This is a genomic window from Pantoea sp. Lij88 (assembly GCF_030062155.1).
Lineage (GTDB): Bacteria > Pseudomonadota > Gammaproteobacteria > Enterobacterales > Enterobacteriaceae > Pantoea.
Genome location: NZ_CP118269.1, coordinates 2,691,578 through 2,716,416, shown reverse-complemented (window position 1 = coordinate 2,716,416; position 24,839 = coordinate 2,691,578). Strand labels below are relative to the sequence as shown.

The 24,839-nt window shown below is 56.5% G+C and carries 27 protein-coding genes; 15 read left to right on the top strand and 12 right to left on the bottom strand.

What is annotated here, in order from left to right; translation table 11 throughout:
* Positions 1–12 precede the first annotated feature (12 nt).
* Entirely contained in the window at positions 13–1,149 is a 1,137-nt protein-coding gene (locus PU624_RS16510) for a PQQ-dependent sugar dehydrogenase (RefSeq protein ID WP_283545847.1), read from the top strand.
* A gap of 24 nt (positions 1,150–1,173) precedes the next feature.
* On the opposite strand, the gene PU624_RS16505 is transcribed toward PU624_RS16510, so the two are convergent.
* Positions 1,174–1,830, bottom strand: coding sequence for an HAD family hydrolase (locus PU624_RS16505; RefSeq protein WP_283545846.1), 657 nt, complete (start codon positions 1,828–1,830; stop codon positions 1,174–1,176).
* A gap of 272 nt (positions 1,831–2,102) precedes the next feature.
* Between PU624_RS16505 and PU624_RS16500 the strand changes: the two genes are divergently transcribed.
* Positions 2,103–3,305 carry a serine hydrolase gene (locus PU624_RS16500; RefSeq protein ID WP_283545845.1) on the top strand — a complete coding sequence of 401 codons (1,203 nt, stop codon included), beginning with the start codon at positions 2,103–2,105 and terminating at the stop codon, positions 3,303–3,305.
* A 315-nt stretch (positions 3,306–3,620) separates the two neighbouring features.
* Here the strand turns inward: PU624_RS16500 and ybjG are convergent, their stop codons facing one another.
* Positions 3,621–4,226 carry an undecaprenyl-diphosphate phosphatase gene (gene ybjG / locus PU624_RS16495; RefSeq protein WP_283545844.1) on the bottom strand — a complete coding sequence of 202 codons (606 nt, stop codon included), beginning with the start codon at positions 4,224–4,226 and terminating at the stop codon, positions 3,621–3,623.
* 303 nt (positions 4,227–4,529) lie between these two features.
* The gene (locus PU624_RS16490; protein ID WP_283545843.1) at positions 4,530–6,218 is read right to left on the bottom strand and encodes an aspartate:alanine antiporter; all 1,689 of its coding nucleotides are present in this window, start codon (positions 6,216–6,218) and stop codon (positions 4,530–4,532) included.
* A gap of 259 nt (positions 6,219–6,477) precedes the next feature.
* Here PU624_RS16490 and ybjM point away from each other — a divergent pair, with 259 nt between their 5' ends.
* On the top strand, positions 6,478–6,843 hold the full coding sequence (gene ybjM, locus PU624_RS16485) for an inner membrane protein YbjM (RefSeq protein WP_090962675.1): 366 nt from the start codon (positions 6,478–6,480) through the stop codon (positions 6,841–6,843).
* Positions 6,844–6,930: 87 nt separating this feature from the next.
* Here ybjM and PU624_RS16480 read toward each other — a convergent pair whose 3' ends face one another.
* A complete protein-coding gene (locus tag PU624_RS16480) occupies positions 6,931–7,194 on the bottom strand; it encodes a GrxA family glutaredoxin (RefSeq protein ID WP_003849263.1) in 264 nt (87 codons plus the stop codon).
* Between the two features lie 255 nt (positions 7,195–7,449).
* On the opposite strand from PU624_RS16480, the gene PU624_RS16475 reads away from it, so the two are divergent.
* The 10 genes from PU624_RS16475 to rlmC all read left to right on the top strand — a co-directional run bounded on the left by PU624_RS16475 (position 7,450) and on the right by rlmC (position 16,213).
* Positions 7,450–7,701, top strand: a complete 252-nt coding sequence (locus tag PU624_RS16475; RefSeq protein WP_283545842.1) for a DUF1418 family protein — start codon at positions 7,450–7,452, stop codon at positions 7,699–7,701.
* A 17-nt stretch (positions 7,702–7,718) separates the two neighbouring features.
* Complete coding sequence (gene nfsA / locus PU624_RS16470) at positions 7,719–8,441, top strand: oxygen-insensitive NADPH nitroreductase (RefSeq protein WP_283545841.1); 723 nt, start codon at positions 7,719–7,721, stop codon at positions 8,439–8,441.
* A 20-nt stretch (positions 8,442–8,461) separates the two neighbouring features.
* Positions 8,462–9,364: a 30S ribosomal protein S6--L-glutamate ligase gene (rimK, locus tag PU624_RS16465; RefSeq protein WP_283545840.1), complete on the top strand. Its 903-nt coding sequence runs from the start codon at positions 8,462–8,464 to the stop codon at positions 9,362–9,364.
* Between the two features lie 87 nt (positions 9,365–9,451).
* Positions 9,452–9,931 (top strand): YbjN domain-containing protein, encoded by a 480-nt coding sequence (locus PU624_RS16460; RefSeq protein WP_283545839.1) that lies wholly within the window; start codon positions 9,452–9,454, stop codon positions 9,929–9,931.
* A gap of 386 nt (positions 9,932–10,317) precedes the next feature.
* On the top strand, positions 10,318–11,427 hold the full coding sequence (gene potF, locus PU624_RS16455; protein ID WP_003849278.1) for a spermidine/putrescine ABC transporter substrate-binding protein PotF: 1,110 nt from the start codon (positions 10,318–10,320) through the stop codon (positions 11,425–11,427).
* Between the two features lie 123 nt (positions 11,428–11,550).
* Positions 11,551–12,684, top strand: a complete 1,134-nt coding sequence (gene potG, locus PU624_RS16450; protein WP_283545838.1) for a putrescine ABC transporter ATP-binding subunit PotG — start codon at positions 11,551–11,553, stop codon at positions 12,682–12,684.
* Positions 12,685–12,693: 9 nt separating this feature from the next.
* Positions 12,694–13,656, top strand: coding sequence for a putrescine ABC transporter permease PotH (gene potH / locus PU624_RS16445; protein ID WP_283545837.1), 963 nt, complete (start codon positions 12,694–12,696; stop codon positions 13,654–13,656).
* Positions 13,653–14,498: a putrescine ABC transporter permease PotI gene (gene potI / locus PU624_RS16440; RefSeq protein ID WP_283545836.1), complete on the top strand. Its 846-nt coding sequence runs from the start codon at positions 13,653–13,655 to the stop codon at positions 14,496–14,498. Before potH ends, potI begins: the two co-directional genes overlap by 4 nt.
* A 75-nt stretch (positions 14,499–14,573) precedes the next feature.
* On the top strand, positions 14,574–15,041 hold the full coding sequence (locus PU624_RS16435) for a YbjO family protein (protein ID WP_283545835.1): 468 nt from the start codon (positions 14,574–14,576) through the stop codon (positions 15,039–15,041).
* Between the two features lie 41 nt (positions 15,042–15,082).
* Positions 15,083–16,213 carry a 23S rRNA (uracil(747)-C(5))-methyltransferase RlmC gene (gene rlmC / locus PU624_RS16430; RefSeq protein ID WP_283545834.1) on the top strand — a complete coding sequence of 377 codons (1,131 nt, stop codon included), beginning with the start codon at positions 15,083–15,085 and terminating at the stop codon, positions 16,211–16,213.
* A gap of 20 nt (positions 16,214–16,233) precedes the next feature.
* On the opposite strand, the gene PU624_RS16425 is transcribed toward rlmC, so the two are convergent.
* From PU624_RS16425 to PU624_RS16400, 6 genes are all read right to left on the bottom strand, one after another.
* Positions 16,234–16,965 (bottom strand): arginine ABC transporter substrate-binding protein, encoded by a 732-nt coding sequence (locus PU624_RS16425; RefSeq protein ID WP_283545833.1) that lies wholly within the window; start codon positions 16,963–16,965, stop codon positions 16,234–16,236.
* Positions 16,966–17,080: 115 nt separating this feature from the next.
* Positions 17,081–17,749 (bottom strand): arginine ABC transporter permease ArtM, encoded by a 669-nt coding sequence (gene artM / locus PU624_RS16420; RefSeq protein WP_179896261.1) that lies wholly within the window; start codon positions 17,747–17,749, stop codon positions 17,081–17,083.
* A complete protein-coding gene (gene artQ, locus PU624_RS16415) occupies positions 17,749–18,465 on the bottom strand; it encodes an arginine ABC transporter permease ArtQ (RefSeq protein ID WP_003849293.1) in 717 nt (238 codons plus the stop codon). Before artQ ends, artM begins: the two co-directional genes overlap by 1 nt.
* A gap of 6 nt (positions 18,466–18,471) precedes the next feature.
* The gene (artJ, locus tag PU624_RS16410; RefSeq protein ID WP_283545832.1) at positions 18,472–19,203 is read right to left on the bottom strand and encodes an arginine ABC transporter substrate-binding protein; all 732 of its coding nucleotides are present in this window, start codon (positions 19,201–19,203) and stop codon (positions 18,472–18,474) included.
* Between the two features lie 15 nt (positions 19,204–19,218).
* On the bottom strand, positions 19,219–19,947 hold the full coding sequence (artP, locus tag PU624_RS16405) for an arginine ABC transporter ATP-binding protein ArtP (protein ID WP_283545831.1): 729 nt from the start codon (positions 19,945–19,947) through the stop codon (positions 19,219–19,221).
* 223 nt (positions 19,948–20,170) lie between these two features.
* A complete protein-coding gene (locus PU624_RS16400; RefSeq protein ID WP_283545830.1) occupies positions 20,171–20,710 on the bottom strand; it encodes a lipoprotein in 540 nt (179 codons plus the stop codon).
* A 106-nt stretch (positions 20,711–20,816) separates the two neighbouring features.
* Here PU624_RS16400 and PU624_RS16395 point away from each other — a divergent pair, with 106 nt between their 5' ends.
* Positions 20,817–21,137, top strand: coding sequence for a heavy metal-binding domain-containing protein (locus PU624_RS16395; RefSeq protein ID WP_161734254.1), 321 nt, complete (start codon positions 20,817–20,819; stop codon positions 21,135–21,137).
* Positions 21,134–21,958 (top strand): N-acetylmuramoyl-L-alanine amidase, encoded by an 825-nt coding sequence (locus PU624_RS16390; protein WP_283545829.1) that lies wholly within the window; start codon positions 21,134–21,136, stop codon positions 21,956–21,958. Before PU624_RS16395 ends, PU624_RS16390 begins: the two co-directional genes overlap by 4 nt.
* Before the next feature lie 4 nt (positions 21,959–21,962).
* Here the strand turns inward: PU624_RS16390 and ltaE are convergent, their stop codons facing one another.
* Positions 21,963–22,964 carry a low-specificity L-threonine aldolase gene (gene ltaE / locus PU624_RS16385; RefSeq protein WP_283545828.1) on the bottom strand — a complete coding sequence of 334 codons (1,002 nt, stop codon included), beginning with the start codon at positions 22,962–22,964 and terminating at the stop codon, positions 21,963–21,965.
* A 71-nt stretch (positions 22,965–23,035) separates the two neighbouring features.
* On the bottom strand, positions 23,036–24,757 hold the full coding sequence (gene poxB, locus PU624_RS16380; protein ID WP_283545827.1) for a ubiquinone-dependent pyruvate dehydrogenase: 1,722 nt from the start codon (positions 24,755–24,757) through the stop codon (positions 23,036–23,038).
* Positions 24,758–24,839: the final 82 nt, after the last annotated feature.

The following is a 24,839-nucleotide window of genomic DNA, read 5'->3' as shown; positions in this document are numbered from 1 at the left end:
CAGGAGAACCCTATGTCCCGTTTATCGACAGCCCTGCTGCTGAGTGGCGCGCTTTTTGCGGCCTTGCCGCTGTTTGCCGCCGACGTAAAGGTCGAGGTTTTACAGGATAAGCTACAACATCCATGGTCCATTGCATTCCTGCCCGACAACAAAACGCTGCTGATTACGGAACGCAGCGGACAGCTGCGCAGCTGGAGCCCACAGGGTGGCCTGTCGCAGCCCATCAAAGGCGTGCCGAAAGTCTGGGCTGAACGGCAGAGCGGCTTGCTGGACGTCGTGCTGGCTCCCGATTTCGCGACCAGTCGTCGCGTCTGGCTCAGCTATACCGAGGCGAACAGCAGTGGCAAAGCGGGTGCGGTAGTAGGCACTGGCACGCTGAGCCAGGATAACCGGCAGCTCAGCGATTTCCGCGAGGTGATTCGTCAGACGCCGATGCTCTCCAGCGGCAACAATATCGGCACCCGGCTGGCGTTCGATACTCAGGGTTATCTCTGGATCGCGTTCGGTGACAACTTTGTCAGCAGCGCGGCGCAGGACCTCGGTAAGCTGCAGGGCAAACTGCTGCGGCTCAACGCCGATGGCAGCGTGCCGGACGATAACCCGTTTGTGAAAAAGCCCGGCGCACGGCCAGAGATCTGGGCCTATGGACTGCGTAATCCGCAGGGGCTGGCGCTTAATCCCTGGACCGGCATGATATGGGAAAACGAGCATGGCCCGCGCGGCGGCGATGAAGTGAATATCATGGGCCGGGGCAAGAACTACGGCTGGCCGCTGGCGACGTACGGCATTGACTACAGCGGCGAAAAAGTGCCGGAGTCGAAGGGCACCCATGTCGCGGGTACCGAACAGCCGCTGTACCACTGGAAGGTCTCTCCGGCCATCAGCGGCATGGCGTTTTATAACAGCGCGCGTTTTCCGCAATGGAAAAACTCGCTGTTCATCGGCGCGCTGAAAGAGAAAAACCTGATTCGCCTGAGTATCAACGGCGAGAAAGTGGTGGAAGAGCAGCGTCTGCTGGGCGATCAGGGTGCGCGGATTCGCGATGTACGGCAGGGGCCGGATGGTTATCTCTATGTGCTGACCGATGAGGCCAATGGCAAGCTGCTGAAGGTGGGATTAGCGCAGGATGCCGGAGCATCCCGCGGCTAAGAGACTGATGCGCCAGGCTCTGAATCAGCGTGCCCAGTGATAAACCTGCCATCCGCGGTTTAACGCTTCCTGGTGCAGCTGTTCATCCGGATTGATCACATGGGCATGATCGGCCTGTTCCAGCAGGGGCAGGTCGTTCATTGAGTCACTGTAAGCCCACGTGCGGTCAAATGCCTCCTCCTGCTGCAGCGCTTTCCAGTCACCCAGTCGGGTCACCTTGCCCTCTTTATAGGTCATGGTGCCATACGTGTTGCCGCTGTAGCGCTCGTCCACGATTTCAACACCAATCGCCAGCGCACCGCAGGCGCCCAGCTTCTCGGCAATCGGCACCACCAGATGCTCGCCGCTGGCAGAGATGACCATCACCCTGTCGCCGCGCGCCCGGTGCCACTCAATCCGCTCGCGGGCGGCAGGATAAACGCGAGGCAGAATGTCGCGCTGGATGAAGCGTCGCACCCAGCCTTCAACGGTCAGCGTCGCCATGCCCGCCAGAGGGGAGAGCGTTTTGTTCATATACTCTTCAATCGACAGCGTACCGGCATAGTACTGATTCATTAATGCCTGTTCCTGATCAATCAGTTCACTGGGGGCGAATCCCTGTGATACCAGCCAGCGCAGCCACAGGCTGGTGCTGTCTTCACAAATGAGTGTTTCATCAAGATCAAAAAGGGCTAAGTCCATGGTCGGTCTCCTCGGCTGACTGGCTTTCAGGTTAACTGATATTTGTGACGGGCTTAACTCTTCTGCGAAAAATCGGAATTTCGCTCAGTTTTTATAGCGACAGAATCCCCGAAAACAGGCACGCGCGCGGCGCTTATGCCAGGGTTACTCTACTAAACTCTAAAAAACTTTACGATTCGGCGGTTTTTTTCGCTGCCGGCAACGGTTAGCGTTTGAGTGAGAATTTTCTGCCCCTGGAATTTCGATTTAACAAGGACAATCCGGTCAAGCCCATGACAAACACTCGCTTCTCATCTCGCCTGCGGCACCTTGCTGCCACCTCACTACTGATTCTTGCCCCCATCAGCGTTTTTGCTGAGCAGGCTCCCGCCGCGCCAGGTATTGATGCTAAAGCGTGGATCCTGATCGACTACGCCAGCGGTAAAGTGTTAACCGAATCCAGTGCCGATCAGCGTCTCGATCCCGCCAGTCTGACCAAGATGATGACCAGCTATGTGGTCGGTCAGGCGATTAAAGCGGGCAAGATCAAACCGGATGATCTGGTCACCGTCGGACAGGATGCCTGGGCGACCGGTAATCCTAAGCTGCGTGGCTCTTCGCTGATGTTCCTCAAGCCGGGCGATCGCATTCCGGTGCATGAGCTGAATAAAGGCATTGTGATTCAGTCCGGCAATGACGCCTGTATTGCGCTGGCGGATTATGTGGCGGGCAGTCAGGACTCGTTCATCGGCCTGATGAACAACTACGTGAAGGCGCTGGGACTGCAGAACACCCACTTTATGACGGTGCATGGTCTGGATGCAGAAGGGCAGTACAGCACGGCGCGGGATATGGCGCTGATTGCTCAGGCGCTGATCCGCGATGTGCCGGAAGAGTACGCGCTGAATAAAGAGAAAGAGTTCACCTTTAATAATATCCGTCAGATCAACCGCAACCGTCTGTTGTGGAGCACCAACCTCAAGGTGGATGGCGTTAAAACCGGCCATACCTCCGGCGCGGGCAATAACCTGGTCGCTTCCGCGACCGAGGGCGATATGCGTCTGATCTCGGTGGTACTTGGCACCGCCAGCGATGCCATTCGTTTCCGCGAAAGTGAAAAGCTGCTGACGTGGGGATTCCGTTTCTTTGAAACGGTGATGCCGATTAAAGCGGATGCGCCGTTTGCGCAGCAGCGGGTCTGGTTCGGTGATAAGAGTCAGGTGAATCTGGGCGTGGCGAAAGATGCCGCGCTGACCATCCCGAAAGGGCAGATGAAGAATCTGAAGGCGAGTTTTAAACTCAATGCGCCGCAGCTTGAAGCGCCGCTGAAGAAGAATCAGGTGGTCGGCACCATCGATTTCCAGCTGGATGGCAAAACGATCGAGCAGCGTCCGCTGGTGGTGCTGCAGGATGTGCCGGAAGGCGGTTTCTTCAGCCGGATGATTGATTTTGTGATGATGAAGTTCAACGGCTGGTTCGGGAAGTGGCTGTCATAAGTCAGCAGGGACGCTGATGCGTCCCTGAGACAGTTGATTAGTGTGTTCCGTAAGCTGTAAGACAGAGCCTGCTCAGGGAACACGGTCAGATCGGAAAGACGCTAAGGCCAGTCCCTGACATGCTCTGCCCGCGCGATTACGCACCTCATCCCTGAGGTGCGCCCGTAAACGGGCCAACGCTTTGCGTTGTTCAAAAACGCTCCCGGCGTTTTTGTCCATGGCGCGGGACGCTTTCCTCCTCTGCCCGTGTTCCCTTCGGGTTAAGCTTATCGATCGCTGTGAGATCCTGACTCAGGCTTATGAGCAGTCCCTTTCTTAATTCTGCGTCCAGCCCTTACGAATCGGCAGGGCAAACAGCGCCCGATAGAGCGGGTTGATCACCGCCAGCATCCGCTCGCCATAGAACTGCCACGCCAGATGCGATGCCAGACAACTCAGCAGACCCACCAGGAACCCGCCCAGCATATCCATTGGCCAGTGAACGCCCAGGTAAACCCGTGACCAGGCAATAGCGCAACCCGCCACCATCAGCACCACACCCGACCAGAGGCGATGCCAGAAGATAAAGGCCAGCGCAAAGGTGAAAATCGTGGTGCCGTGATCGCTGGGATAAGAGTCATCGGCAGCGTGATGCAGGAACTGATAACCGTAGCCAATGGCGAAAGGGCGGGGATGCGGTAACAGATGGCCGACACACCAGGAGATCGCCAGCGCATAAATCAGCGCCATGCCGGTTTTCAGTACCAGCGCCCGCTGTGAAGAAACCTGATCGCGCGGTCCCCAGAGCCACATCGCCACAATTAACAGCGGCACAATGGCAATCAGGTCTCTGGCAATAAAGGTCGCCAGGTGGATTAACCAGGCGGGGGACGCCGGTGTGGCATTGATGGCAGTAAACAGTGAGTGGTTCAGCTCTTCCATTTCGGGATAAATTCCTCAGCACAAATAGCTAACTTAACAGCCATCTATCCTGCTTTTTATGGGGCGATTCGTCTACGGAAAGGCTCTGAATCTGATAATGAGTTGCACAACTGTTTAAGTTTTATGACCGTTTCGTGTCTGATTGTGGTGCCGGTGGAGTGGGGCTGCGAGGAAAAAAGGCATAAAAAAACCCGCCGGGAAAAAGACCAGCGGGCTCCACAATTTGGGGATTTCAAAGAAAAGCAGTGGCACTTATTATGACTATCGCTTAACTATAAAGTTCTGGACGCCGACAAAAAAATTTTATAAGGGCAATATCGGCCAGATAATCACAATCAGCGTCCCGGCCAGGGTCAGCAAAACGTTGGCGATGGCATAGGTCCCGGCATAGCCCAGCGCCGGAATATTACTGCGTGCCGTATCACTGATGATCTCCATGGCCGGTGCGCAGGTGCGCGCACCCATGATGGCACCAAACAGCAGGGCGCGGTTCATCCTCAACACATAAGCGCCAAACAGATAACAGATGATCACCGGAATCAGGCTCACCAGCAGGCCGCACAGCAGCATCAGCGCGCCGTCGCTGCTCAGACCATGATTGATGCCGCTGCCGGCACTTAATCCAACACCCGCCATAAACACCATCAGCCCGAACTCTTTCACCATGGTGAGCGCGCCCTGCGGAATATATCCAAAGGTCGGATGGTTAGCGCGCAGGAAGCCCAGCATGATACCGGCAAACAGCAGGCCCGCCGCGTTGCCAATACCGAAACTGAAATTGCTGAACTGGAAGGTGATCAGACCAATCATCAGACCGACGATAAAGAAGGCGCAGAAGGCTAAGAGATCGGTCATCTGACTGTGAATCGCGATAAAACCAATGCGATCCGCCACGCTTTTCACCCGGCGTGCCTCGCCGCTGACCTGCAGCACATCGCCTTTGTTCAGCATAATGCTGTCGTCGATCGGCATCTCAATCTGACTGCGTATCACCCGGTTCAGGAAGCAGCCGTGATCGGTGAGGTTTAACTTACTGAGGCGCTTGTTCACCGCGTTGTGGTTCTTCACCACGATCTCTTCAGTGACGATGCGCATATCCAGTAGATCGCGGTCAAACACCTCTTTGCCATTACGGAAGCTGGGATCGAGCCGGGCGTGTGCGTCGGGATAGCCTACCAGCGAGATATCATCACCGAGCTGCAGCACCGCATCGCCATCGGGACTGGCGAGAATACCGTTGCGGCGGATGCGCTCAATGTAGCAACCGGTCTGACGATAGATACCCAGTTCACGCAGGTTTTTGCCGCCACTCCACGCCACCAGTTCCGCGCCCACACGATAGGCACGGATCACCGGCAGGAAGACTTTGCGCTGGCTGTCGGCATCCAGACCGCGTTCACGCGCGATCTGCTGGGCACAGGTGGGCAGATCCTGATGTTGCAGACGGGGCAGGTAGCGTGCGCCAAAAATCAGACTTACCAGGCCAATCAGATAGGTCACGGCATAACCGAGGCTCAGTTGATCCTGCATCAGTGCGAGCTGCTTTGGATCGCTGATGCTTTGCCGCAGGGTATCGCCCGCGCCGACCAGCACCGGCGTTGAGGTCATCGATCCGGCCAGCATGCCAGCGGTAAGACCAATATCCCAGCCAAAGAGTTTGCCCAGCCCCAGCGCCAGCAACAGCGCGCTGACCACCATGACGATGGCGAGCATGAAATAGTTTTTACCGTCGCGGAAGAAAATGGAAAAAAAGTTGGGACCGGCTTCGACGCCGACACAAAAAATAAACAGCATAAAGCCCAGGCTCAATGCATCGGTATTGATCGTGAAGTGTTGCTGGCCTAATAAGAGCGAAACGACTAATACGCCAATCGAATTTCCCAGCTGAACTGAGCCAAGACGCAACTTACCCAGACAGAGGCCGAGCGCTAAAACGACAAACAATAACAAAATGTCATTTCCGCTTAACAATCCTGCGACGTTAATATTCACTGTTTAACTTCTTGTTTACATGTAAGCTATTGAAGAGTGGCCTGTTTTTCGCTATCGTGAGCAAGCCGTTGAGGTTCTGTTGTATCAACACGACAAATGGAACCTTTACCGCGGCGCTATTCTAATCACAAAAATCTTTCACAGCTATTGGCTGTTTTCATTCGTTGCCACAGCGAACTGTTTCTTTTTATTTCCATCTGAACGCATCAGGGATATCAGCAGGTTATTGTCGGGGGTTACTTTTAATCAGTGGGGTGGTATGCCGCAGCGTTCTTATCTCTGGACTACCCGCCTGTGCGGCGTGGTGTTGTATAGTCTGGTGTTTGTTTTTACCTGTCATTTCTGGCAGGTCGGTCCCGGCCCGCTTCGGGGTCAGCCCGAACTCCTGCTCTTTATGTTGCCCGGTATTGTGATGGCGTTGATGCAGGTGGAAAGCCCGTTAAAAAGCACGCTGCTGATGGGACTCTGGGGAACGTTACTGGCAGCATTGCTGTTAAATAACAGCCTGTTTATTCACAGCAGCGGATTCTTTTTAGTCGCCTGGAGCCTGAGTGCGCTGTTCTGGGCAGGATGCGGAGCGTTGCTGGTGCGGTTGATGCAGATTGTGATGGCATCAATCAACTAAACGCTGCCGGATGATTTGCCTCAGGCAGAAAGCAAAAAGGCGAGACAGGAATTCCTGTCTCGCCTTTTTCATTCCGGCTATCTGCGCTTACGCGACAAATCCCAGATTCTCTTTGGTCCAGGCAGCAAACTCGGTGTAGCCACCGATGTGTTTTTCGTCCACGAAAATCTGCGGCACGGTGCTGACCGGTTTACCGGCGCTCGCTTCCAGGTCGGCCTTAGTAATGCCTTCTGCATTAATATCGACATACTGATAGCTAAAATCATCGCGCTCAGCGGTCAGTTTGTCGGCCAGTTCGTGGGCACGGACACAGTAGGGACAGCCCGGACGACCAAAAATAACAGCAATCATTGAGAACTCCTTGCAGCGACTATTATGTGATGTATATCACACAATGAAACAGAGAATGGCAACCATGATGCCCGCTCGTATCGCTTAAGGAAAGCAGGATTTGCCTGTTAGTCTGATGCCCGCACGCTATGACCGCCCGCTCAGGAACCCTCTGAAATAAGAGATTTTTCGCGACGGCAACCCGTGTATCCCGCGCAATTTTTGGGTTGTTGACCATAATTGACGCTCAGTAAGCCGCTAAGGCAGGAGGATGTGATGCAGAGTGTGGCCAGATTACCCCGGTTTGTGGTGGTGCTGGAGGCGGCAGGTGGCCTGTTGATCCTGGGCGCGTTGCTGCTGATCAACCACTGGCTTCCGCTACCCGGTCTGGCTGATGTCAAGACCCTGGCGACTTTGCTCTTCATCGCTGGCGTGGTTCTGATGCTGCCTGCTGCCTGGCTGTTAATGTGGCGCACCGCGAAAGCGATCGCGCCACAGCTGTTCAATCAGATTGATAAAAAAAGATAAATGTTGCTGGAGACTTTATGACACCGACCATTGATTTACTGTGCAGCCACCGTTCGATCCGCGCCTTTACTGACCAGCCGGTCAGCGAAGCCCAGCGTGAAGCGATTATTAATTCGGCGCAATCGGCGTCCACATCCAGCTTTTTACAGTGTTCTTCTATTATTCGTATCACCGACAAAGCGCTGCGTGACAAGCTGGTGACGCTGACGGGCGGACAGACATGGGTCGCAGATGCGCCTGAGTTCTGGGTTTTCTGCGCCGACTTTAATCGCCACCTGCAGATTTGCCCGGATGCGCAGCTGGGCCGTGCCGAGCAATTGCTGCTGGGCTGCGTCGACACCGCGCTGATGGGACAGAATGCCATGGTCGCCGCGGAATCGCTGGATCTGGGCGGCGTCTTTATCGGCGGCATTCGTAACAGCATTGCGGAAGTGACCGAACTGCTGGGTCTGCCGAAATTTGTGCTGCCGCTGTTTGGTTTCTGCCTGGGGCATCCGGAATCAAAGCCGGACGTCAAACCGCGTATGCCGCATGCGATGCTGGTGCATGAAAATCGCTATCAGCCACTGGATCCTGTGGTGCTGGCAGAATACGATAGCCGCACGGAACTCTATTACCAGCAGCGCGACAGCAACCAGCGTAGCGAAACCTGGAGCGAGCTGATTCAGCGGCTGATCATTAAAGAGACGCGTCCGTTTATGCTCGATTATCTGCATCAGCAGGGCTGGGCCACGCGTTAATTCAGAAAGGGAGAGCAGCGGTGAAGATAGCTATCCTGTCACGTGATGAGACGCTCTACTCCAGTCGACGATTGCGTGATGAGGCCGCCGCGCGCGGCCACGAGGTGCAAATCATCGATCCGCTCTCCTGCTATATGAACATCAATACCGCCTCACCGGCGGTTCACTATTGCGGTGAACCGCTGGGCCATTTCGATGCTGTTATCCCCCGTATCGGCAACGCCATTACCTTTTATGGCACGGCAGTGTTGCGACAGTTTGAGATGTGCGGCAGCTATCCCCTGAATGAGTCCGCCGCCATTACCCGCACCCGGGATAAATTGCGCTCGCTGCAGCTGCTGGCACGTGAAGGCATCGATATGCCGGTCACCGGCTTTGCCTCCTCGCCCGATGACACTGACGATCTGATCGCCATGGTCGGCGGTGCGCCGCTGGTGGTCAAGCTGGTGGAAGGCACCCAGGGCATTGGCGTGGTGCTGGCGGAAACGCGTCAGGCGGCAGAAAGCGTTATTGATGCTTTTCGCGGCCTGAATGCGCATATTCTGGTGCAGGAATTTATTAAAGAAGCACAAGGGCGTGATGTGCGCTGTCTGGTGATTGGCAATCAGGTGGTGGCAGCGATTGAGCGGGTCGCGAAAGAGGGCGATTTTCGCTCTAACCTGCATCGCGGCGGCAAAGCGTATCCGGTGGTGATTACGCCGCAGGAGCGGCAGATGGCCGTGAAAGCCGCCGCCACGCTGGGGCTGGAAGTGGCCGGTGTCGATATTCTGCGCGCCCATCGCGGCCCGCTGGTGATGGAAGTGAACGCCTCGCCCGGTCTGGAAGGCATTGAAACCAGCAGTGACCTTAACCTCGCCGCGCTGATGATTGAGCGGATTGAGCAGCAGGCCATCCCCGGGCTCCGTCCTAAAACCGCTGGCTGACACGCGCTTTTCAGCAGTTTTCATGGCATCGCCGCCCATTTTTCCGTAAGCTAAGTCGCCTGTTTATCACCCCACTGGGATTTTACGATGGATTCTCTTGTCGTTCCGGATATCGACCTGCTGCGTCGCTGGCTGGATCAGCAAAATATCACCTGGTTCGAATGCGATGCCTGTCAGGCACTTCATCTGCCGCACATGCAAAACTTCGATGGGGTGTTTGACGCCAAAATCGATCTGGTCGACAACGTCATTCTGTTTTCGGCGCTGGCTGAAGTGAAGCCGACGGCGCTGATTCCGCTGGTTGGCGATTTGTCGCAAATCAATGCCAGCTCACTGACGGTGAAAGCATTTATCGACATTCAGGATGATAATCTGCCGAAACTCATTGTCTGTCAGTCAATGATTACGACCGCCGGATTAACCTTTGGTCAGTTCTCACACTTTATGAAACAGAGTGAAGAGCAGATCTCCATGGTGATCCTGGAAGCCTTTGCCAACAATCTGCTGATTGTGGGTGAAGAAGAAGAGTACGTTCCGGTGACCAGCGTCCATTCTGTGCTGCACTAGCCCGACATGGTCACCCACTAAGCCGTCCCTGAGACGGCTTTTTTATGCCCGCCATCCGCTGCCGCGATAATTTTTTATTCTGCACTTTGCCCTTTAACGCCAGATATTTGTCGTGGTTTATGCCATCAAAGCCGAACCTCATAGCTTAAACATGCATAAAATATCGGTTTCAGGCGTTTTTTACGCTGGGGTCTGGTACAGCCTGACCGGGGGGGCTATGCTTGCGGGGCTGTGACAGGCGCGTAACTTCGCCTCAGCTATAGGATTTTGCTATTAAACTCCCGCTGAATAATGATTCATTGTGTCACTGACGTCTTGTACAGAACGCAATGCAGGGATCTCTGGTTTGCAGCGTTGTAATGACCCGCTCAGGAGGATGGAAAAATATGTTCAACTCACGTCAGAAATGGCTGTCAGCTGTGGTAGCTGCTGCGCTGATGGCCGCGTCGGCCAGCAGCATGGCGGAAGATAAAACGCTGCACGTCTACAACTGGTCCGATTATATTTCGCCAGATACCGTGCCGAACTTTGAAAAGCAGTCCGGCATCAAAGTGGTCTACGATGTGTTTGACTCTAACGAAGTGCTGGAAGGCAAACTGATGGCGGGCAGCACCGGCTATGACGTGGTGGTGCCATCCTCCAGCTTCCTGGCGCGTCAGCTGCAGTCCGGGGTATTCCAGCCGCTGGATAAGAGCAAACTGCCAAACTACAAAAACCTCGATCCGGCGCTGATGGAAAAAGTGGCGCAGCACGATCCGGGTAACAAATATGCCATTCCGTATCTGTGGGGCACCACCGGTATCGGCTATAACATCGACAAGGTCAAAGCCGCACTGGGCGCCGATGCGCCGGTCAACAGCTGGGATCTGGTGCTGAAGCCGGAAAACCTGGAGAAGCTGAAAAGCTGTGGCGTCTCCTTCCTGGATGCACCGGAAGAGATTTTCGCCACGGTCCTCAACTATCTGGGCAAAGATCCTAACAGTTCGGATGCCAAAGAGTATTCCGGCGCGGCCACTGACCTGCTGCTGAAACTGCGTCCGAATATCCGCTACTTCCATTCGTCGCAGTACATTAACGATCTGGCCAACGGCAACATCTGCGTCGCTATCGGCTGGTCGGGCGATATTCTGCAGGCGAAAAACCGTGCCGATGCAGCGAAAAATGGCGTGCATCTGGGCTACAGCGTGCCGAAAGAGGGCGCACTGGCGTTCTTCGATATGATGGCGATCCCGAAAGATGCCAAAAACCTCGACGGCGCTTACGCCTGGCTCAACTACATCATGGATCCAAAAGTGATCGCAGATGTCTCCAACAAAATGAACTACGCCAACGGCAACAAAGCGTCGCTGCCGCTGATCAATGCCGACGTCCGCAACAACCCGGGTATCTTCCCGACGCCAGAAGCGATGTCGAAATTGTTCGTGCTGAAAGTCCAGGATCCGAAACTGGATCGTGTGCGTACGCGCGCATGGACTAAAGTAAAAAGTGGTAAGTAGTTCGTCCTTAACGGATTGACCTGTCACGCATCAGCAACAGAGGCGCAACCCCGGCCTCTGTTGTGCCATTTTTAGCGGCAAATTTTGCCGCAATGTTCCGCCTGGCTCCGGAGAGAACCCTTTGTGAACGATGCCATTCCCCGTCCTCAAAATAAAACCGCAAAGGCGTTAACGCCGCTGCTGGAAATTCGCAATCTGACCAAATCCTTTGACGGCCAGCACGCCGTGGATGATGTCAGTCTGACCATTTATAAAGGTGAAATCTTTGCCCTGCTGGGCGCGTCAGGCTGTGGCAAATCCACGCTGCTGCGCATGCTGGCCGGTTTTGAACCGCCAACCAGCGGCCAGATTGTGCTGGATGGTCAGGACCTGTCGCACGTTGCCCCTTATCAGCGCCCGATCAACATGATGTTCCAGTCCTACGCGCTGTTTCCGCACATGACGGTGGAGCAGAATATCGCCTTTGGTCTGAAGCAGGATCGGCTGCCGAAAGGGGAGATCAACAGTCGGGTTGCCGAAATGCTGGCACTGGTGCATATGCAGGAGTTTGCTAAACGCAAACCGCATCAGCTCTCCGGTGGTCAGCGTCAGCGCGTGGCGCTGGCCCGCAGCCTGGCGAAACGGCCAAAACTGCTGCTGCTCGATGAGCCGATGGGCGCACTGGATAAGAAGCTGCGCGACAGGATGCAGCTGGAAGTGGTCGATATTCTGGAGCGCGTGGGCGCCACCTGCGTGATGGTGACGCACGACCAGGAAGAGGCGATGACCATGGCAGGCCGTATCGCGATTATGAATCGCGGCAAGTTCGTGCAGATTGGCGAGCCGGAGGAGATTTACGAGCATCCGACCAGCCGCTACAGCGCGGAGTTTATCGGGTCGGTTAACGTCTTCGAAGGCTTACTGCGTGAACGTCAGGCGGATGGCCTGGTGATCGACAGTCCCGGCCTGATGCATCCGCTGAAAGTCGACTCCGATGTTTCGGTGGTCGATAACGTGCCGGTGCATGTCGCGCTGCGTCCGGAAAAAGTGATGCTGTGCGATGAAGTGCCCGCCGATGGCTTTAACTTTGCGGTGGGTGAAGTGGTTCACATCGCCTATCTCGGCGACCTCTCTATCTTCCATGTCCGTCTGCACAGCGGACAGATGATCAGCGCACAGTTGCAAAACGCGCATCGCTACCGCAAAGGGTTGCCGACCTGGGGCGATGAAGTCCGCCTCTGCTGGGAAAGCGACAGCTGCGTGGTGTTGACAGTTTAAGGAGCGGCTATGAGCCAGATTTTCCAACGCGCCAAAGCGCCCGCCCGCCTGGTCGGCACGCCACTGCAGCGCTGGGCCACGCGGGTAAAAATGCAGCATGGCCGCAAGCTGGTGATCGCACTGCCTTATGTCTGGCTGGTGCTGTTATTCCTGCTGCCGTTTCTGACGGTGCTGAAGATCAGCTTCGCGGACATTGCGCGTGCGATTCCCCCTTACACTGAGCTGGTGACCTGGGCAGATGACCAGTTCAGCATTGTGCTCAATTTCGGCAACTACCTGACGCTGACCGACGACCCGCTCTACATCGACGCCTATCTGCAGTCGCTGAAAGTGGCGGCGATCTCCACGGTAATCTGTCTGCTGATTGGCTATCCGCTCGCCTGGGCCGTGGCGCACAGCAAGCCGTCGATGCGCACTATTCTGCTGCTGCTGGTGATCCTGCCGTCGTGGACCTCGTTTCTGGTGCGCGTTTACGCCTGGATGGGGCTGCTGAACAACAACGGTATTCTGAACCGCTTCCTGTTATGGCTGGGCGTAATCGATCATCCGCTGGTGATCCTCTACACCAACACCGCGGTCTATATCGGTATCGTCTACTGCTATCTGCCATTTATGGTGTTGCCGATCTACACCGCGCTGACCCGTATCGATTACTCGCTGGTGGAAGCCTCACTGGATCTGGGTGCGCGTCCGCTCAAGACCTTTTTCAGCGTGATTGTGCCGCTCACCAAAGGCGGCATTATCGCCGGGTCGATGCTGGTGTTTATTCCGGCGGTGGGGGAGTACGTAATTCCTGAACTGCTGGGTGGCCCGGACAGCATCATGATTGGCCGTATCCTGTGGCAGGAGTTCTTTAATAACCGCGACTGGCCGGTGGCTTCCGCGCTGGCGGTGATTATTCTGCTGATCCTGATTCTGCCGATCATCTGGTTCCATAAGCATCAAAACCGTGAAATGGGAGAGAAGGCATGAATAATTTGCCAACCATCCGCTCGCCCTGGCGTACCGGCATTCTGATCTGCTGCTTCCTGTTCCTCTACGCGCCGATGCTGCTGCTGGTGGTCTACTCCTTCAACAGCTCCCCGCTGGTGACGGTGTGGGAGAGCGTCTCGTTCCACTGGTACAGGGTACTGTTCCAGGACAGCGCGATGATCGACGCGGTGTTGCTGAGTCTGAGCATCGCCGGGCTTTCGGCCACCATGGCAGTGGTGTTGGGCACGCTGGCGGCGGTGATTATCGTGCGCTTTGGTCGCTTTCGCGGGCACAACGGTTTTGCTTTTATGCTGACCGCGCCGCTGGTGATGCCTGATGTCATCACCGGACTGTCGCTGCTGCTGCTGTTTGTCGCCATGGGCAACGCCTTTGGCTGGCCGAGCGAACGCGGCATGCTGACCATCTGGCTGGCGCACGTCACCTTCTGTACCGCCTATGTGGCAGTGGTGATTAACTCGCGTCTGCGTGAACTGGACCGCTCAATCGAAGAGGCGGCGATGGATTTAGGCGCGACGCCGCTGAAGGTCTTTTTCGTGATTACCGTGCCGATGATTGCGCCGGCCATTGTCACCGGCTGGCTGCTGGCGTTTACCCTGTCACTCGACGATCTGGTGATCGCCAGCTTTGTGACCGGGCCAGGCGCCACCACGTTGCCGATGGCGATCTTCGCCACCGTGCGTCGTGGTGTAAACCCGGAAATCAACGCGCTGGCCTCATTGATCCTGTTTGTGGTCGGTTTAGTCGGTTTTATCGCCTGGCGGTTCATGGCACACGAAGAAAAACAGCGTTTAAGCGATATTCAGAAAGCTAAACGTGGCTGAAATCCGTAACCTTTGCCACTATATGAACGGGCCGGTTTAACCGGCCCGTTTTTCGATCAGGTGGAGTCACGGACTATGTCAGAAATCTTCAAAAGCAGCGCCACGCTCTCAGGCGCACCGGTTCCGGTGACGGTTGCGGGCATTGCTATTATCGCGACCCGCTGCCTGAGCGTTCTGATGCTGGCAAACGAGCTGGGTTACAGCGAACTCGCCAACTTTGTGCACCGCAGCGCCCAGTCCTGGGACGCTACGCTCATCTTTATCGCCAGCCAGCTGATCTTCCTGTTTGAACTGCGTTGCGCCTTTACCCTGATGCGCGGCAGCAACCGCGGCCGCTGGGGCTATGCGGCGACGCAGGGGGTTGTGCTGATCTATATGCTGTTCGCCTCGCTGGGCGGAATCTACCCGGAGATTTTCAGCATCGATGGCGACAACAACGTCCAGATTATCCACCACACCCTGTCGCAGAAAATCCCCGATCTGGTGGTGCTGATGCTGCTGTTTCTGCCCGCCAGCAGCCGCGCTTTTTTCAGAAAGCGATGATACAATCGCGCTCCGCCCGACCCCATCGTTAAGGCTCTACCATGCACTGCGCGCTTTATGACGCTAACCGTTGCCGCTCCTGTCAGTGGCTGGAAAAACCCTATTCCACACAGCTAGGCGACAAACAGTCCATGCTGGAACAGTTACTGGCTGAACAGCCGGTTGCGGCCTGGTTGCCGCCGGTAACATCACCACAGCAGGCATTCCGTAACAAAGCCAAAATGGTGGTCAGCGGCAGTGTGGAGCGTCCGGTGCTGGGTCTTATCCATCGTGATGGCGAGGCTGTCGATCTGTGCGACTGCCCGCTCTATCCCGCCAGCTTCCAGCCGGTGTTTGCGGCGCTTAAGCCTTTTATCGCCCGTGCCGGGCTGACGCCCTATAACGTGGCGCGCAAACGCGGCGAGCTGAAATTCCTGCTGATTACCGAAAGCCAGCAGGGCGGCATTATGCTGCGCTTTGTCCTGCGCTCAACCGCCAAGCTGGAACAACTGCGCGCGGCATTGCCGTGCCTGCAACAGCAGTTGCCGCAACTGGCGGTGATCTCGGCCAATATTCAGCCGGTGCATATGGCGATTCTGGAGGGAGAAGAGGAGATTGCGCTGACGCCCGCGCAGTCGCTGGCAGAGAACTTCAACGGCGTGCCGCTGTGGATCCGCCCGCAGAGCTTCTTTCAGACCAACCCGCAGGTTGCCAGCGCACTCTATGCAACCGCGCGCGACTGGGTCAGGGCGCTGCCGGTTAACAGCATGTGGGATCTCTTCTGCGGCGTAGGCGGTTTTGGCCTGCACTGCGCGACACCCGAGATGGAGCTGACCGGCATTGAGATTAGTGCTGAGGCGATTAAATGCGCCCGACGTTCTGCTGAGATGCTGGGACTGGAAAAAGTGCAGTTTGCGGCGCTGGACTCTACGGCGTTTGCGACCGGACGCGACGCGGTGCCGCAGCTGGTGCTGGTAAATCCGCCGCGCCGTGGGATTGGGGAAGCGCTGTGTGATTATCTCAGCCAGATGGCCCCGGATTATCTGCTCTATTCAAGCTGTAATCCGCAGACCATGGCGCAGGATATTGCCCGGCTGAGCGCGTATGAGGTCACAAAGGTACAGCTGTTCGATATGTTCCCGCACACCGCCCATTTTGAAGTGCTGACGCTGTTAACCCGCCGTCAGCAGTGAGTCCGGTGACGTACCCGGAATTACTCCGGGAACCATTTCTGATTGATCTGCTGCCAGCTGCCGTTAGCTTTCAGTTCGGTCAGCGCCTGATTGAACCGATCGCGTAGCGCGGTATTGCCTTTACGCACCGCAATGCCCAGGCCGGTGCCAAAGTAATCTGCATCCGTGACATGTTCACCGACCGTGGCGAGATCCGGATTGGTCTTCAGCCACTGATTCACGACTGCGCTGTCGCCAAACACGCCATCCAGCCGGCCATTCTTCATATCCAGAATCGCATTCTGATAGCTGTCATACGCCACCACTTTCACTTCCGGATGCTTATCCTGCAGATATTTCTGGTGGGTGGTGCCGTTTTCAACACCGATGCGTTTGTCTTTCAGATCACCGAAGCTGCTGAACTTGCCTTTCTGCGCGATCACAATGGCGGAGTTAGCGTAATAGGGCTGGGTAAAATCGACCTGTTTGCTGCGCTCAGCGGTGATATCCATGCCGGAAATGACCGCGTCATAGCGGCGGAACTTCAGCGACGGAATCAGGCTGTCGAAGGCGTTGTTGGTAAAGGTGCACTCCGCTTTCATCTGCTGGCATAGCGCTTTAGCCAGGTCGATATCAAACCCCACCAGGTTATTTTCCCGATCAAGCGTTTCAAATGGCGGATAAGTTGCTGAAGCGGCGAAGCGAATCTTTTCTGCTGCCTGGGCGGTGATGGCGAGTGAAGCCAGCGCAGCGGCAATAATCCATTTTTTCATTTTATGATTCCTGTGATGTGGTCAGCCAGAGAAGGCGATACCCTGCCATAAAATGAATTTTTATGCAATTAGTGTGATTTTTCAGGCGAAAAGGGCGAGGAGCCTCGCCCGGAATTCAGTTACGCCGTTCAAAGGCCAGAGCGCGCTTTTCGATCAGGCGCATCATCAGCGTCAGCAAGCCGTTAACGCAGAGATAAATCAGGCCTGCTGCGGCATAGACCGTGATGTCGTAGGTGCGGCCATAGAGCAACTGACCATGGCCCATGACTTCCATCAGGGTGATGGTGTAGGCCAGCGAGGTGCCTTTAAACACCAGCACCACTTCATTGGAGTAGGAGGAGAGGGCGCGTTTAAATGCATACGGCAGCAGAATGCGCAGGGTATCTTTGCGACTCATGCCCAGTGCCGCGCACGATTGCCACTGTCCGGAAGGAATCGCCCGGACCGCACCGTAAAACAACTGCGTGGTGTAAGCCGCGCTGTTCAGCGACAGCGCCAGCATCGCGCAGAGCCACGGCTGCGACAGTAAATGCCACAGCCAGGGGATCTGCTGAATCGACGGGAACTGACCCGGACCGTAGTAGATCAGGAAGATCTGCACCAGCAGCGGCGTACCGGTAAACAGCGTGATAAAGCCTTTCACCAGCGGATTAAACACCGGTGTTTTCAGCGACAGCACCACGGTGAACAGCAGCGCGAGCAGCAGAGCCACCACCAGCGAGGCCGCCGTCAGCGTCAGGCTGGTGTGCAGCCCTTTCAGGAGTTCAGGCAGATAGGCCAGCATTAGCTGTTCCCCCGTTCAAAGCGGGTCGTGCGCAGTTCGATGCGGCGTAACACCGCCTGACTGAACAGCGTAATCACTAAGTAGATCGCGGCCGCCACCAGGAACCAGGTAAAGGGCTCCTGCGTACGGGTGGCAATACTTTTGGTTTGCAGCATCAGGTCGTTGACGCTGATCAGCGAGACCAGCGCGGTATCTTTCAGCAGCACCAGCCACTGATTACCCAGACCGGGCAGGGCGTGCCGCCACATCTGCGGCATGATCAGCCGGAGAAAGATGGCCGATTTTTTCATGCCCAGCGCCTGACCCGACTCCCACTGACCAACCGGCACCGCTTTGAGTGCGCCGCGCAGCGTCTGTGAGGCGTAGGCGGCATAGAGCATCGCCAGCGCAATCACGCCGCACAGGAAAGGACTGACATCGAAGTTCTCAATCTGCATCTGAACCGGCAGCGTAAACAGCCCGAAGTTCAGCGTGAAGCCGTCAGAGAGGGTGAGCAGCAGCTGTGAGGCGCCAAAATAGATAAACAGCACCACCAGAATTTCCGGCAGGCCACGGATCAGCGTCACCAGACCGGTGCCAATCCACGCCAGCGGTCTCAGGCGCAGTGACTCCCAGCCAGCGAAAATCATCGCCAGCACCAGGCCAGCGATGAGAGCACAAACAGCAAGGCCGACGGTCATCCCGGCGGCGCTTGCGAGGGTCATCATTTCATTCATCAGAGATTACTGCTGGAACCATTTGCTGTAGATGGTTTTGTACGTGCCATCCGCTTTGATCTTATCCAGCGCGCCATTGAATTTAGTCTGCAGATCGGTGTTGCCAGTGCGTACCGCAATGCCCAGGCCAGTACCGAAGTAGGCTTTATCCGTCACTTTGTCGCCAACGGCAGCCAGCGCAGCATTCTGCTTCAGCCACTCATTAACCACGGCGGTGTCACCGAAGACAGCATCAATACGGCCATTTTTCAGATCCAGCACCGCGTTCTGATAGCTGTCGTAAGGAACGATGGTGATGTCGCTGTGTTTATCCGTCAGGTATTTCTGATGAGTGGTGCCGTTCTGGACGCCAACGCGTTTGCCTTTCAGCGCTTCAACACTGGCTACTTTGCCTTTCTGAGCAACAAACAGCGCCGAGTTATCGTAGTAAGGCTTGGTGAACAGGACCTGTTTTTCACGATCCGGCGTGATATCCATACCCGCCATCACCGCATCAAAACGACGGAATTTCAGGCTTGGGATCAGGCTGTCGAACGCCTGGTTGGTGAAGGTACAGGTCGCGTCGATCTCTTTGCACATTGCGTTGGCCAGATCGACATCAAAGCCCTGAATCTTGTTGTCCGCATCCACAAACTCAAAAGGAGGATAAGAGGCTTCGGTCGCAAAACGAATTGTCTGTGCCGCGGTAGCGCTCAGGCTAAAACCGGCAAGCAGTGCAGCAAGTACCATTTTTTTCATTTTTAGCATCCTGACTTAGTGCGAAAGATAGTGAGCAAACGCCTCGGTTTGCGGCTGTGTAAAGCGGCTGGCATCGCCCTGTTCCACAATGCGACCGTTCTCCATGTAAACCACGCGGCTGGCCGTTTTACGTGCCACTTCCACTTCATGGGTCACAATCACCTGGGTAATACGGGTCTGTGCCAGTTCGCGAATGATACTGACAATCTGTGCGGTAATTTCAGGGTCCAGCGCGGCCGTCGGCTCATCGAACAGCAACACCTGCGGCTCCATCATCAGTGCGCGGGCAATCGCCACACGCTGCTGCTGGCCACCGGAGAGGTGCAGCGGGAAGCGATCGCTGTAGGGCTTGAGGCGCAGCCGGTCAAGCAGCTTATCAGCACGGGCGCGGGCATCGCTTTTGCTGAGGCCCAGAACCCGGCAGGGCGCTTCGATAAGATTCTGCAGCACGGTCAGATGCGGCCAGAGATTATATTGCTGGAACACCATACCGACGTTCTGACGCAGTTCGCGAATCGCGGCATCGGACGGTTTCTGAGTGAAGTCGAACTGATTGCCGGCAATCTGCAACTGACCTGAACGGGGCTGCTCCAGCAGGTTAAGTACCCGCAGCAGCGAACTCTTGCCCGCACCGCTGGGACCCAGCAGAACCAGGGTCTCGCCTTGCGGACACTCAAGGTTGATGTCGAACAGCGCCTGATGAGCACCGTAGAAGCAGTTTATTGCGTTTAGTTGAATACTCATGCGCCAGATTTGAATAGCTATTAGTGTCGCGGATTTTAACGTCACCAGAATAGTTATGCAAATAAGGTGGGTTAAAATTTGTAAAACAGCAGGTAAACAGCCAAAGCTTAGCACAATATCATGCGCCGTCTGGCGTCAGCCCAGCGCCGTGTGGCGGGCGGCAGCAATAAAAAAAGCGCAGCGCCTGTGGCGGCTGCGCTTCTCATAACCATTAAAGCTGAGGTTATTTTTTTGATTTTTCAAGCATCTGGCTCAGGCTTCCACCTTCGGCATGGGCAGGGTTAGCCATATAGCGCACGTCGTCGACCACCCAGCAGGTGCCCTGGTGGATCATCAGCACTTCATCCTGCCACTGTTTGCCGTCGCGGCTCAGATCGACCCGCAGCGGGATGTTGCGCGCATCGCGGTTCGGAATGGAGGAGGCATCGGCGACGCTGGCGGCTGTCGGGCCCTGTGACAGGCTGGAGAAGAGATCGCCGTTACGCCACTGTGCGCCGGCATTGCTGCCGCTGGCCGCCTGCAGGGAGTGATAGAGCGCATCACTCAGGTAAGGGCGATATTTTGCCAGGGTGTTGCTGTCAGGCAGGCCCTGCGTGGGTTGTTCGACACGCAGGTCGTAAAACTTCTGGGCTACCTGGTCAGGACCGCCTTCAATGCAGGGGGCGGTACGCGGGCCATTATCCTTAATGACTGGCTCAACGGTGGTACAGGCGCTGAGCAGCAGGGCCGCCGGGATCATTAGCGCAAACGCGTTGTTTCTCATCTCGATTTCCTTATGGTTCTCTGGCAAGGTGCCCTTTTTAGCATAGAGTATAGCCGTGCTTTTTAGTCGAAAGAGCCTTAGCCTGGTTTTCAACAAGGAGAATGCGATGAAATTTTCAACAACCCCCACGCTGGAAGGTCACAGCATCAGCGAATATTGCGGTGTGGTGACCGGTGAAGCGATTCTGGGTGCCAACATCTTCCGTGATTTTTTCGCGGGCATCCGTGATGTGGTCGGCGGCCGTTCCGGCGCGTATGAGAAAGAGCTGCGCAAGGCGCGCGAGATTGCGTTTGAAGAGCTGGAAGCGCAGGCAAAAGCGCTGGGCGCCAACGCGGTAGTCGGTATCGATATTGATTACGAAACGGTCGGCAAAGATGGCAGCATGCTGATGGTCAGCGTCAGCGGCACGGCGGTGATCATCCGTTGAAACGCGGGTTGTTGATGCTGCTGGCGCTGCTGCTGGCGGGGTGTCACTCCGGGATGGAATCCCGTGACGGCTACTGGGCCGATCTGCGGCATCCGGCGCAGGGCGCGCGACCGCGGGTGAAGGTGATTGTGATCCACTACACCGCCGAAGATTTTCCTTCGTCGCTGGCGACACTCACCGATCGGGAAGTCAGCGCCCACTATCTGATCCCGCGCCAGCCGCCTCAGCGCGCCGGTAAAGGCGTCATCTGGCAGCTGGTGCCGGAGCAGCAACTCGCCTGGCATGCCGGACCCAGTTTCTGGCGCGGCGCCAGTCGCATCAATGACACTTCGATTGGTATTGAACTGGTGAACCGGGGTTATCGCCGGACGCTGACCGGTCTCGAATGGCAGCCCTTTACCGCCGCGCAGATCACCACGCTGGAGTCGCTGGTGCGCGATATTGCCCGCCGTTACGGCATTCCACCGGAAAACATCGTCGGCCACAGTGATATCGCGCCGCAGCGCAAACAGGATCCCGGTCCACTGTTCCCGTGGCAATCGCTGGCGCAGCGCGGACTCGGTGCCTGGCCCGATGCCGGACGGGTGCAGTTTTATCTGGCAGGTCAGGATCCGCACGCGCGGGTGCCCGTGCAGCCGCTCATGGAAAGCCTGCAGCGATACGGTTATGCGGTGACAGCCGGGATGAGTGCGCGTGAGCAGCAGAAGGTGATTGCCGCGTTTCAGATGCATTTCCGGCCTGAGGATTATCGCGGTCAGCCCGATGCCGAAACCGCCGCGATAGCGGCCGCGCTACTGGATAAGTATGGCGCGGCGGAGTAGCGGGTTACTGCTGCAGAAACGCTTTCCAGTGGGTGACAACCTGCTCCAGCGCCGCACGATCAGCATCCAGATGGGTGACCAGTCGGGTGCGCGTTCCCACGCTGATTAACACGCCACGCGCCTTCATCCACTCACGTAATGGTTTGACCTGGGCTTCCGGCACGGACACGAACAGCATGTTTGTCTGCTGATCGATAACGCTGACGCCCAGTTCATGCAGCTGCTGTCCCAGCCAGGCGGCATTGTCATGATCTTCCTGCAGTCGCGCCACGTTGTGTTCTAACGCGTAGAGACCCGCCGCCGCCAGAATACCAGTCTGGCGCATGCCGCCGCCGGTCATTTTACGCCAGCGACGGGCGCGCTCAATCAGCGCCGTATCGCCACACAGCAGCGAACCGACGGGCGTGCCCAGACCTTTAGAGAGACAGATGGTGAGAGTGTCGCAGTAGCGGGCAATTGCCGCCAGCGTGGTCTTCTGTGCGACTACTGCATTGAAAATACGCGCGCCATCAATATGCAGCGCCAGCTTATGCTCGCGGGTGAAGGTCCAGGCCTGTTCCAGATACGCCAGCGGCAGCACTTTACCGTGATGGGTATTCTCCAGACTCAGCAGGCGCGTGCGGGCAAAGTGAATATCGTCCGGCTTAATAGCGGCAGCCACCACGTCAAGCGGCAGGGTTCCATCGTCGGCGGCCAGTACCGGCTGCGGCTGAATACTGCCCAGCACCGCTGCGCCGCCCGCCTCATATTTGTAGTTGTGCGCCTGCTGACCGACGATATATTCATCGCCGCGTTCACAGTGGCTGAGCAACGCCACCAGGTTTGCCTGGGTGCCGGTAGGGAAAAACAGCGCTGCGGCTTTGCCGCTCAGTCGTGCGGCTTCCGCCTCCAGGGCGTTAGCGGTGGGATCGTCACGGTAGACGTCATCACCGGTTTCGGCAGACATCATCGCGCTTAACATGGCGGCGCTGGGCCGGGTCACGGTATCACTGCGTAAATCAATCACCTTATGCTCCTGAACGTGGCGGAAGAGAAAAAAAAGGCGGGCATCACGCCCGCCTGGATGGAACCTCTGTTTTACCGCAGCCAGTTGGTTTTCGCCAGTTCTACCACCTCATCCCCACGACCATTCATGATGGCGCGCAGCATGTAGAGGCTGAAGCCTTTGGCCTGCTCCATTTTTATCTGCGGCGGCATCGCCAGTTCCTCTTTGGCGGTAATGACATCCACCAGCACCGGGCCATCATGGGCAAACGCCTGCTCCAGCGCGCCATTCAGTTCCGACGCCTTTTCCACCCGGATACCCCGGATGCCGCAGGCCTGGGCGATAGCGGCAAAGTCAGGATTCTCCAGTTCGGTGCCGTCGGTGAGATAGCCGCCAGCCTTCATCTCCATCGCCACAAAGCCCAGTACGCTGTTGTTGAAGATCACCAGTTTGACCGGCATTTTCAGCTGCGCCAGCGAGATAAAATCACCCATCAGCATGCTGAAGCCGCCATCGCCGCACAGCGCGACAACCTGACGATTGCGATCGATCGACTGCGCGCCCAGCGCCTGCGGCATCGCATTCGCCATCGAGCCGTGGTTAAACGAACCCAGCAGGCGACGTCGGCCGTTCATCTTCAGGTAGCGCGCCGCCCAGACGGTCGGAGTTCCGACATCGCAGGTAAAAATAGCGTCGTCGCTGGCGTAGTGGCTAATCTGCTGTGCCAGATATTGCGGGTGGATCGGCTGCTTGTCATTGGGCTGCGCCAGCTCGTCGAGACTTTTGCGCGCCTCACCATAATGCTTAACCGCACTGTCGAGATGTTTGCGATCGCTTTTAGGCGTCAGTTGCGGCAGCAGCGCCTGCAGTGTGCTTTTCACATCACCGACATAGGCCTGATCGACGTGACAGTGTGATCCCAGACTGCCCGGATTGATGTCGATCTGAATGATCTTTGCGTTCTCCGGATAGAAGGCGCGATAGGGGAACTGGGTGCCAAGTAACACCAGCGTCCCGGCATTCATCATGGCGTGGAAACCGGATGAGAAACCGATCAGCCCGGTCATGCCGACATCATAAGGGTTGTCATATTCGATATGTTCTTTGCCGCGCAGCGCATGGACAATCGGCGCTTTCAGCGCTTCTGCCAGCGCCACCACTTCCTGATGCGCACCGGCGCAGCCACTGCCGCACAGCAGCGTGATATCTGTGGCCTCGTTCAGCGTCTGTGCCAGCCGGGCCAGTTCGGCGGGCTGAGGCAGGACCTGCGGCAACTGCGGTGGATACCACTCTGCGCTGGCGCTTTCCGGTGCTGGTTTCAGCGCAATATCACCAGGCAGTACCACCACTGAGACGCCACGATTCAGAATCGCTTTGCGCATCGCGATGCCCAGCACCTGCGGTAACTGCTCAGGATTCGAGACCAGCTCGCAATAGTGGCTGCATTCGCGGAACAGCTCCTGCGGATGGGTTTCCTGGAAATAGCCACTGCCGATTTCGCTGGAGGGGATATGCGCCGCAATCGCCAGAACCGGGACGCGGTTGCGATGGCAGTCGAACAAGCCGTTGATGAGATGTAAATTGCCGGGTCCACAGGAACCGGCGCAGACCGCCAGTTCACCGCTGATATGGGCTTCTGCGCCCGCCGCAAAGGCGGCGACTTCTTCGTGGCGTGTCGGCATCCATTCGATGGTGCCCATACGATTAAGGCTATCGCTCAGGCCGTTAAGGGAATCCCCGGTGACACCCCAGATGCGTTTTACGCCCGCGCTTTCCAGCGTTTTGGCGACCAGCGCCGCCACGGATTGTTTCATGCTCTTCTCCTTTGTCGGCCCGCCCTGAAGAGTGACGTGACCAGAACCGAAAAAAGAAGCGTAGACGACACGGCAGAAAAGC

Bases quoted from the DNA above. Each gene is read 5' to 3' on its own strand.
- PU624_RS16510 (WP_283545847.1), top strand. From the start codon at position 13: ATGTCCCGTTTATCGACAGCCCTGCTGCTGAGTGGCGCGCTTTTTGCG.
- PU624_RS16505 (WP_283545846.1), bottom strand. From the start codon at position 1,830: ATGGACTTAGCCCTTTTTGATCTTGATGAAACACTCATTTGTGAAGAC.
- PU624_RS16500 (WP_283545845.1), top strand. From the start codon at position 2,103: ATGACAAACACTCGCTTCTCATCTCGCCTGCGGCACCTTGCTGCCACC.
- ybjG (WP_283545844.1), bottom strand. From the start codon at position 4,226: ATGGAAGAGCTGAACCACTCACTGTTTACTGCCATCAATGCCACACCG.
- ybjM (WP_090962675.1), top strand. From the start codon at position 6,478: ATGCCGCAGCGTTCTTATCTCTGGACTACCCGCCTGTGCGGCGTGGTG.
- PU624_RS16480 (WP_003849263.1), bottom strand. From the start codon at position 7,194: ATGATTGCTGTTATTTTTGGTCGTCCGGGCTGTCCCTACTGTGTCCGT.
- PU624_RS16475 (WP_283545842.1), top strand. From the start codon at position 7,450: ATGCAGAGTGTGGCCAGATTACCCCGGTTTGTGGTGGTGCTGGAGGCG.
- nfsA (WP_283545841.1), top strand. From the start codon at position 7,719: ATGACACCGACCATTGATTTACTGTGCAGCCACCGTTCGATCCGCGCC.
- PU624_RS16460 (WP_283545839.1), top strand. From the start codon at position 9,452: ATGGATTCTCTTGTCGTTCCGGATATCGACCTGCTGCGTCGCTGGCTG.
- potF (WP_003849278.1), top strand. From the start codon at position 10,318: ATGTTCAACTCACGTCAGAAATGGCTGTCAGCTGTGGTAGCTGCTGCG.
- potH (WP_283545837.1), top strand. From the start codon at position 12,694: ATGAGCCAGATTTTCCAACGCGCCAAAGCGCCCGCCCGCCTGGTCGGC.
- potI (WP_283545836.1), top strand. From the start codon at position 13,653: ATGAATAATTTGCCAACCATCCGCTCGCCCTGGCGTACCGGCATTCTG.
- PU624_RS16435 (WP_283545835.1), top strand. From the start codon at position 14,574: ATGTCAGAAATCTTCAAAAGCAGCGCCACGCTCTCAGGCGCACCGGTT.
- rlmC (WP_283545834.1), top strand. From the start codon at position 15,083: ATGCACTGCGCGCTTTATGACGCTAACCGTTGCCGCTCCTGTCAGTGG.
- PU624_RS16425 (WP_283545833.1), bottom strand. From the start codon at position 16,965: ATGAAAAAATGGATTATTGCCGCTGCGCTGGCTTCACTCGCCATCACC.
- artM (WP_179896261.1), bottom strand. From the start codon at position 17,749: ATGCTGGCCTATCTGCCTGAACTCCTGAAAGGGCTGCACACCAGCCTG.
- artQ (WP_003849293.1), bottom strand. From the start codon at position 18,465: ATGAATGAAATGATGACCCTCGCAAGCGCCGCCGGGATGACCGTCGGC.
- artJ (WP_283545832.1), bottom strand. From the start codon at position 19,203: ATGAAAAAAATGGTACTTGCTGCACTGCTTGCCGGTTTTAGCCTGAGC.
- artP (WP_283545831.1), bottom strand. From the start codon at position 19,947: ATGAGTATTCAACTAAACGCAATAAACTGCTTCTACGGTGCTCATCAG.
- PU624_RS16400 (WP_283545830.1), bottom strand. From the start codon at position 20,710: ATGAGAAACAACGCGTTTGCGCTAATGATCCCGGCGGCCCTGCTGCTC.
- PU624_RS16395 (WP_161734254.1), top strand. From the start codon at position 20,817: ATGAAATTTTCAACAACCCCCACGCTGGAAGGTCACAGCATCAGCGAA.
- poxB (WP_283545827.1), bottom strand. From the start codon at position 24,757: ATGAAACAATCCGTGGCGGCGCTGGTCGCCAAAACGCTGGAAAGCGCG.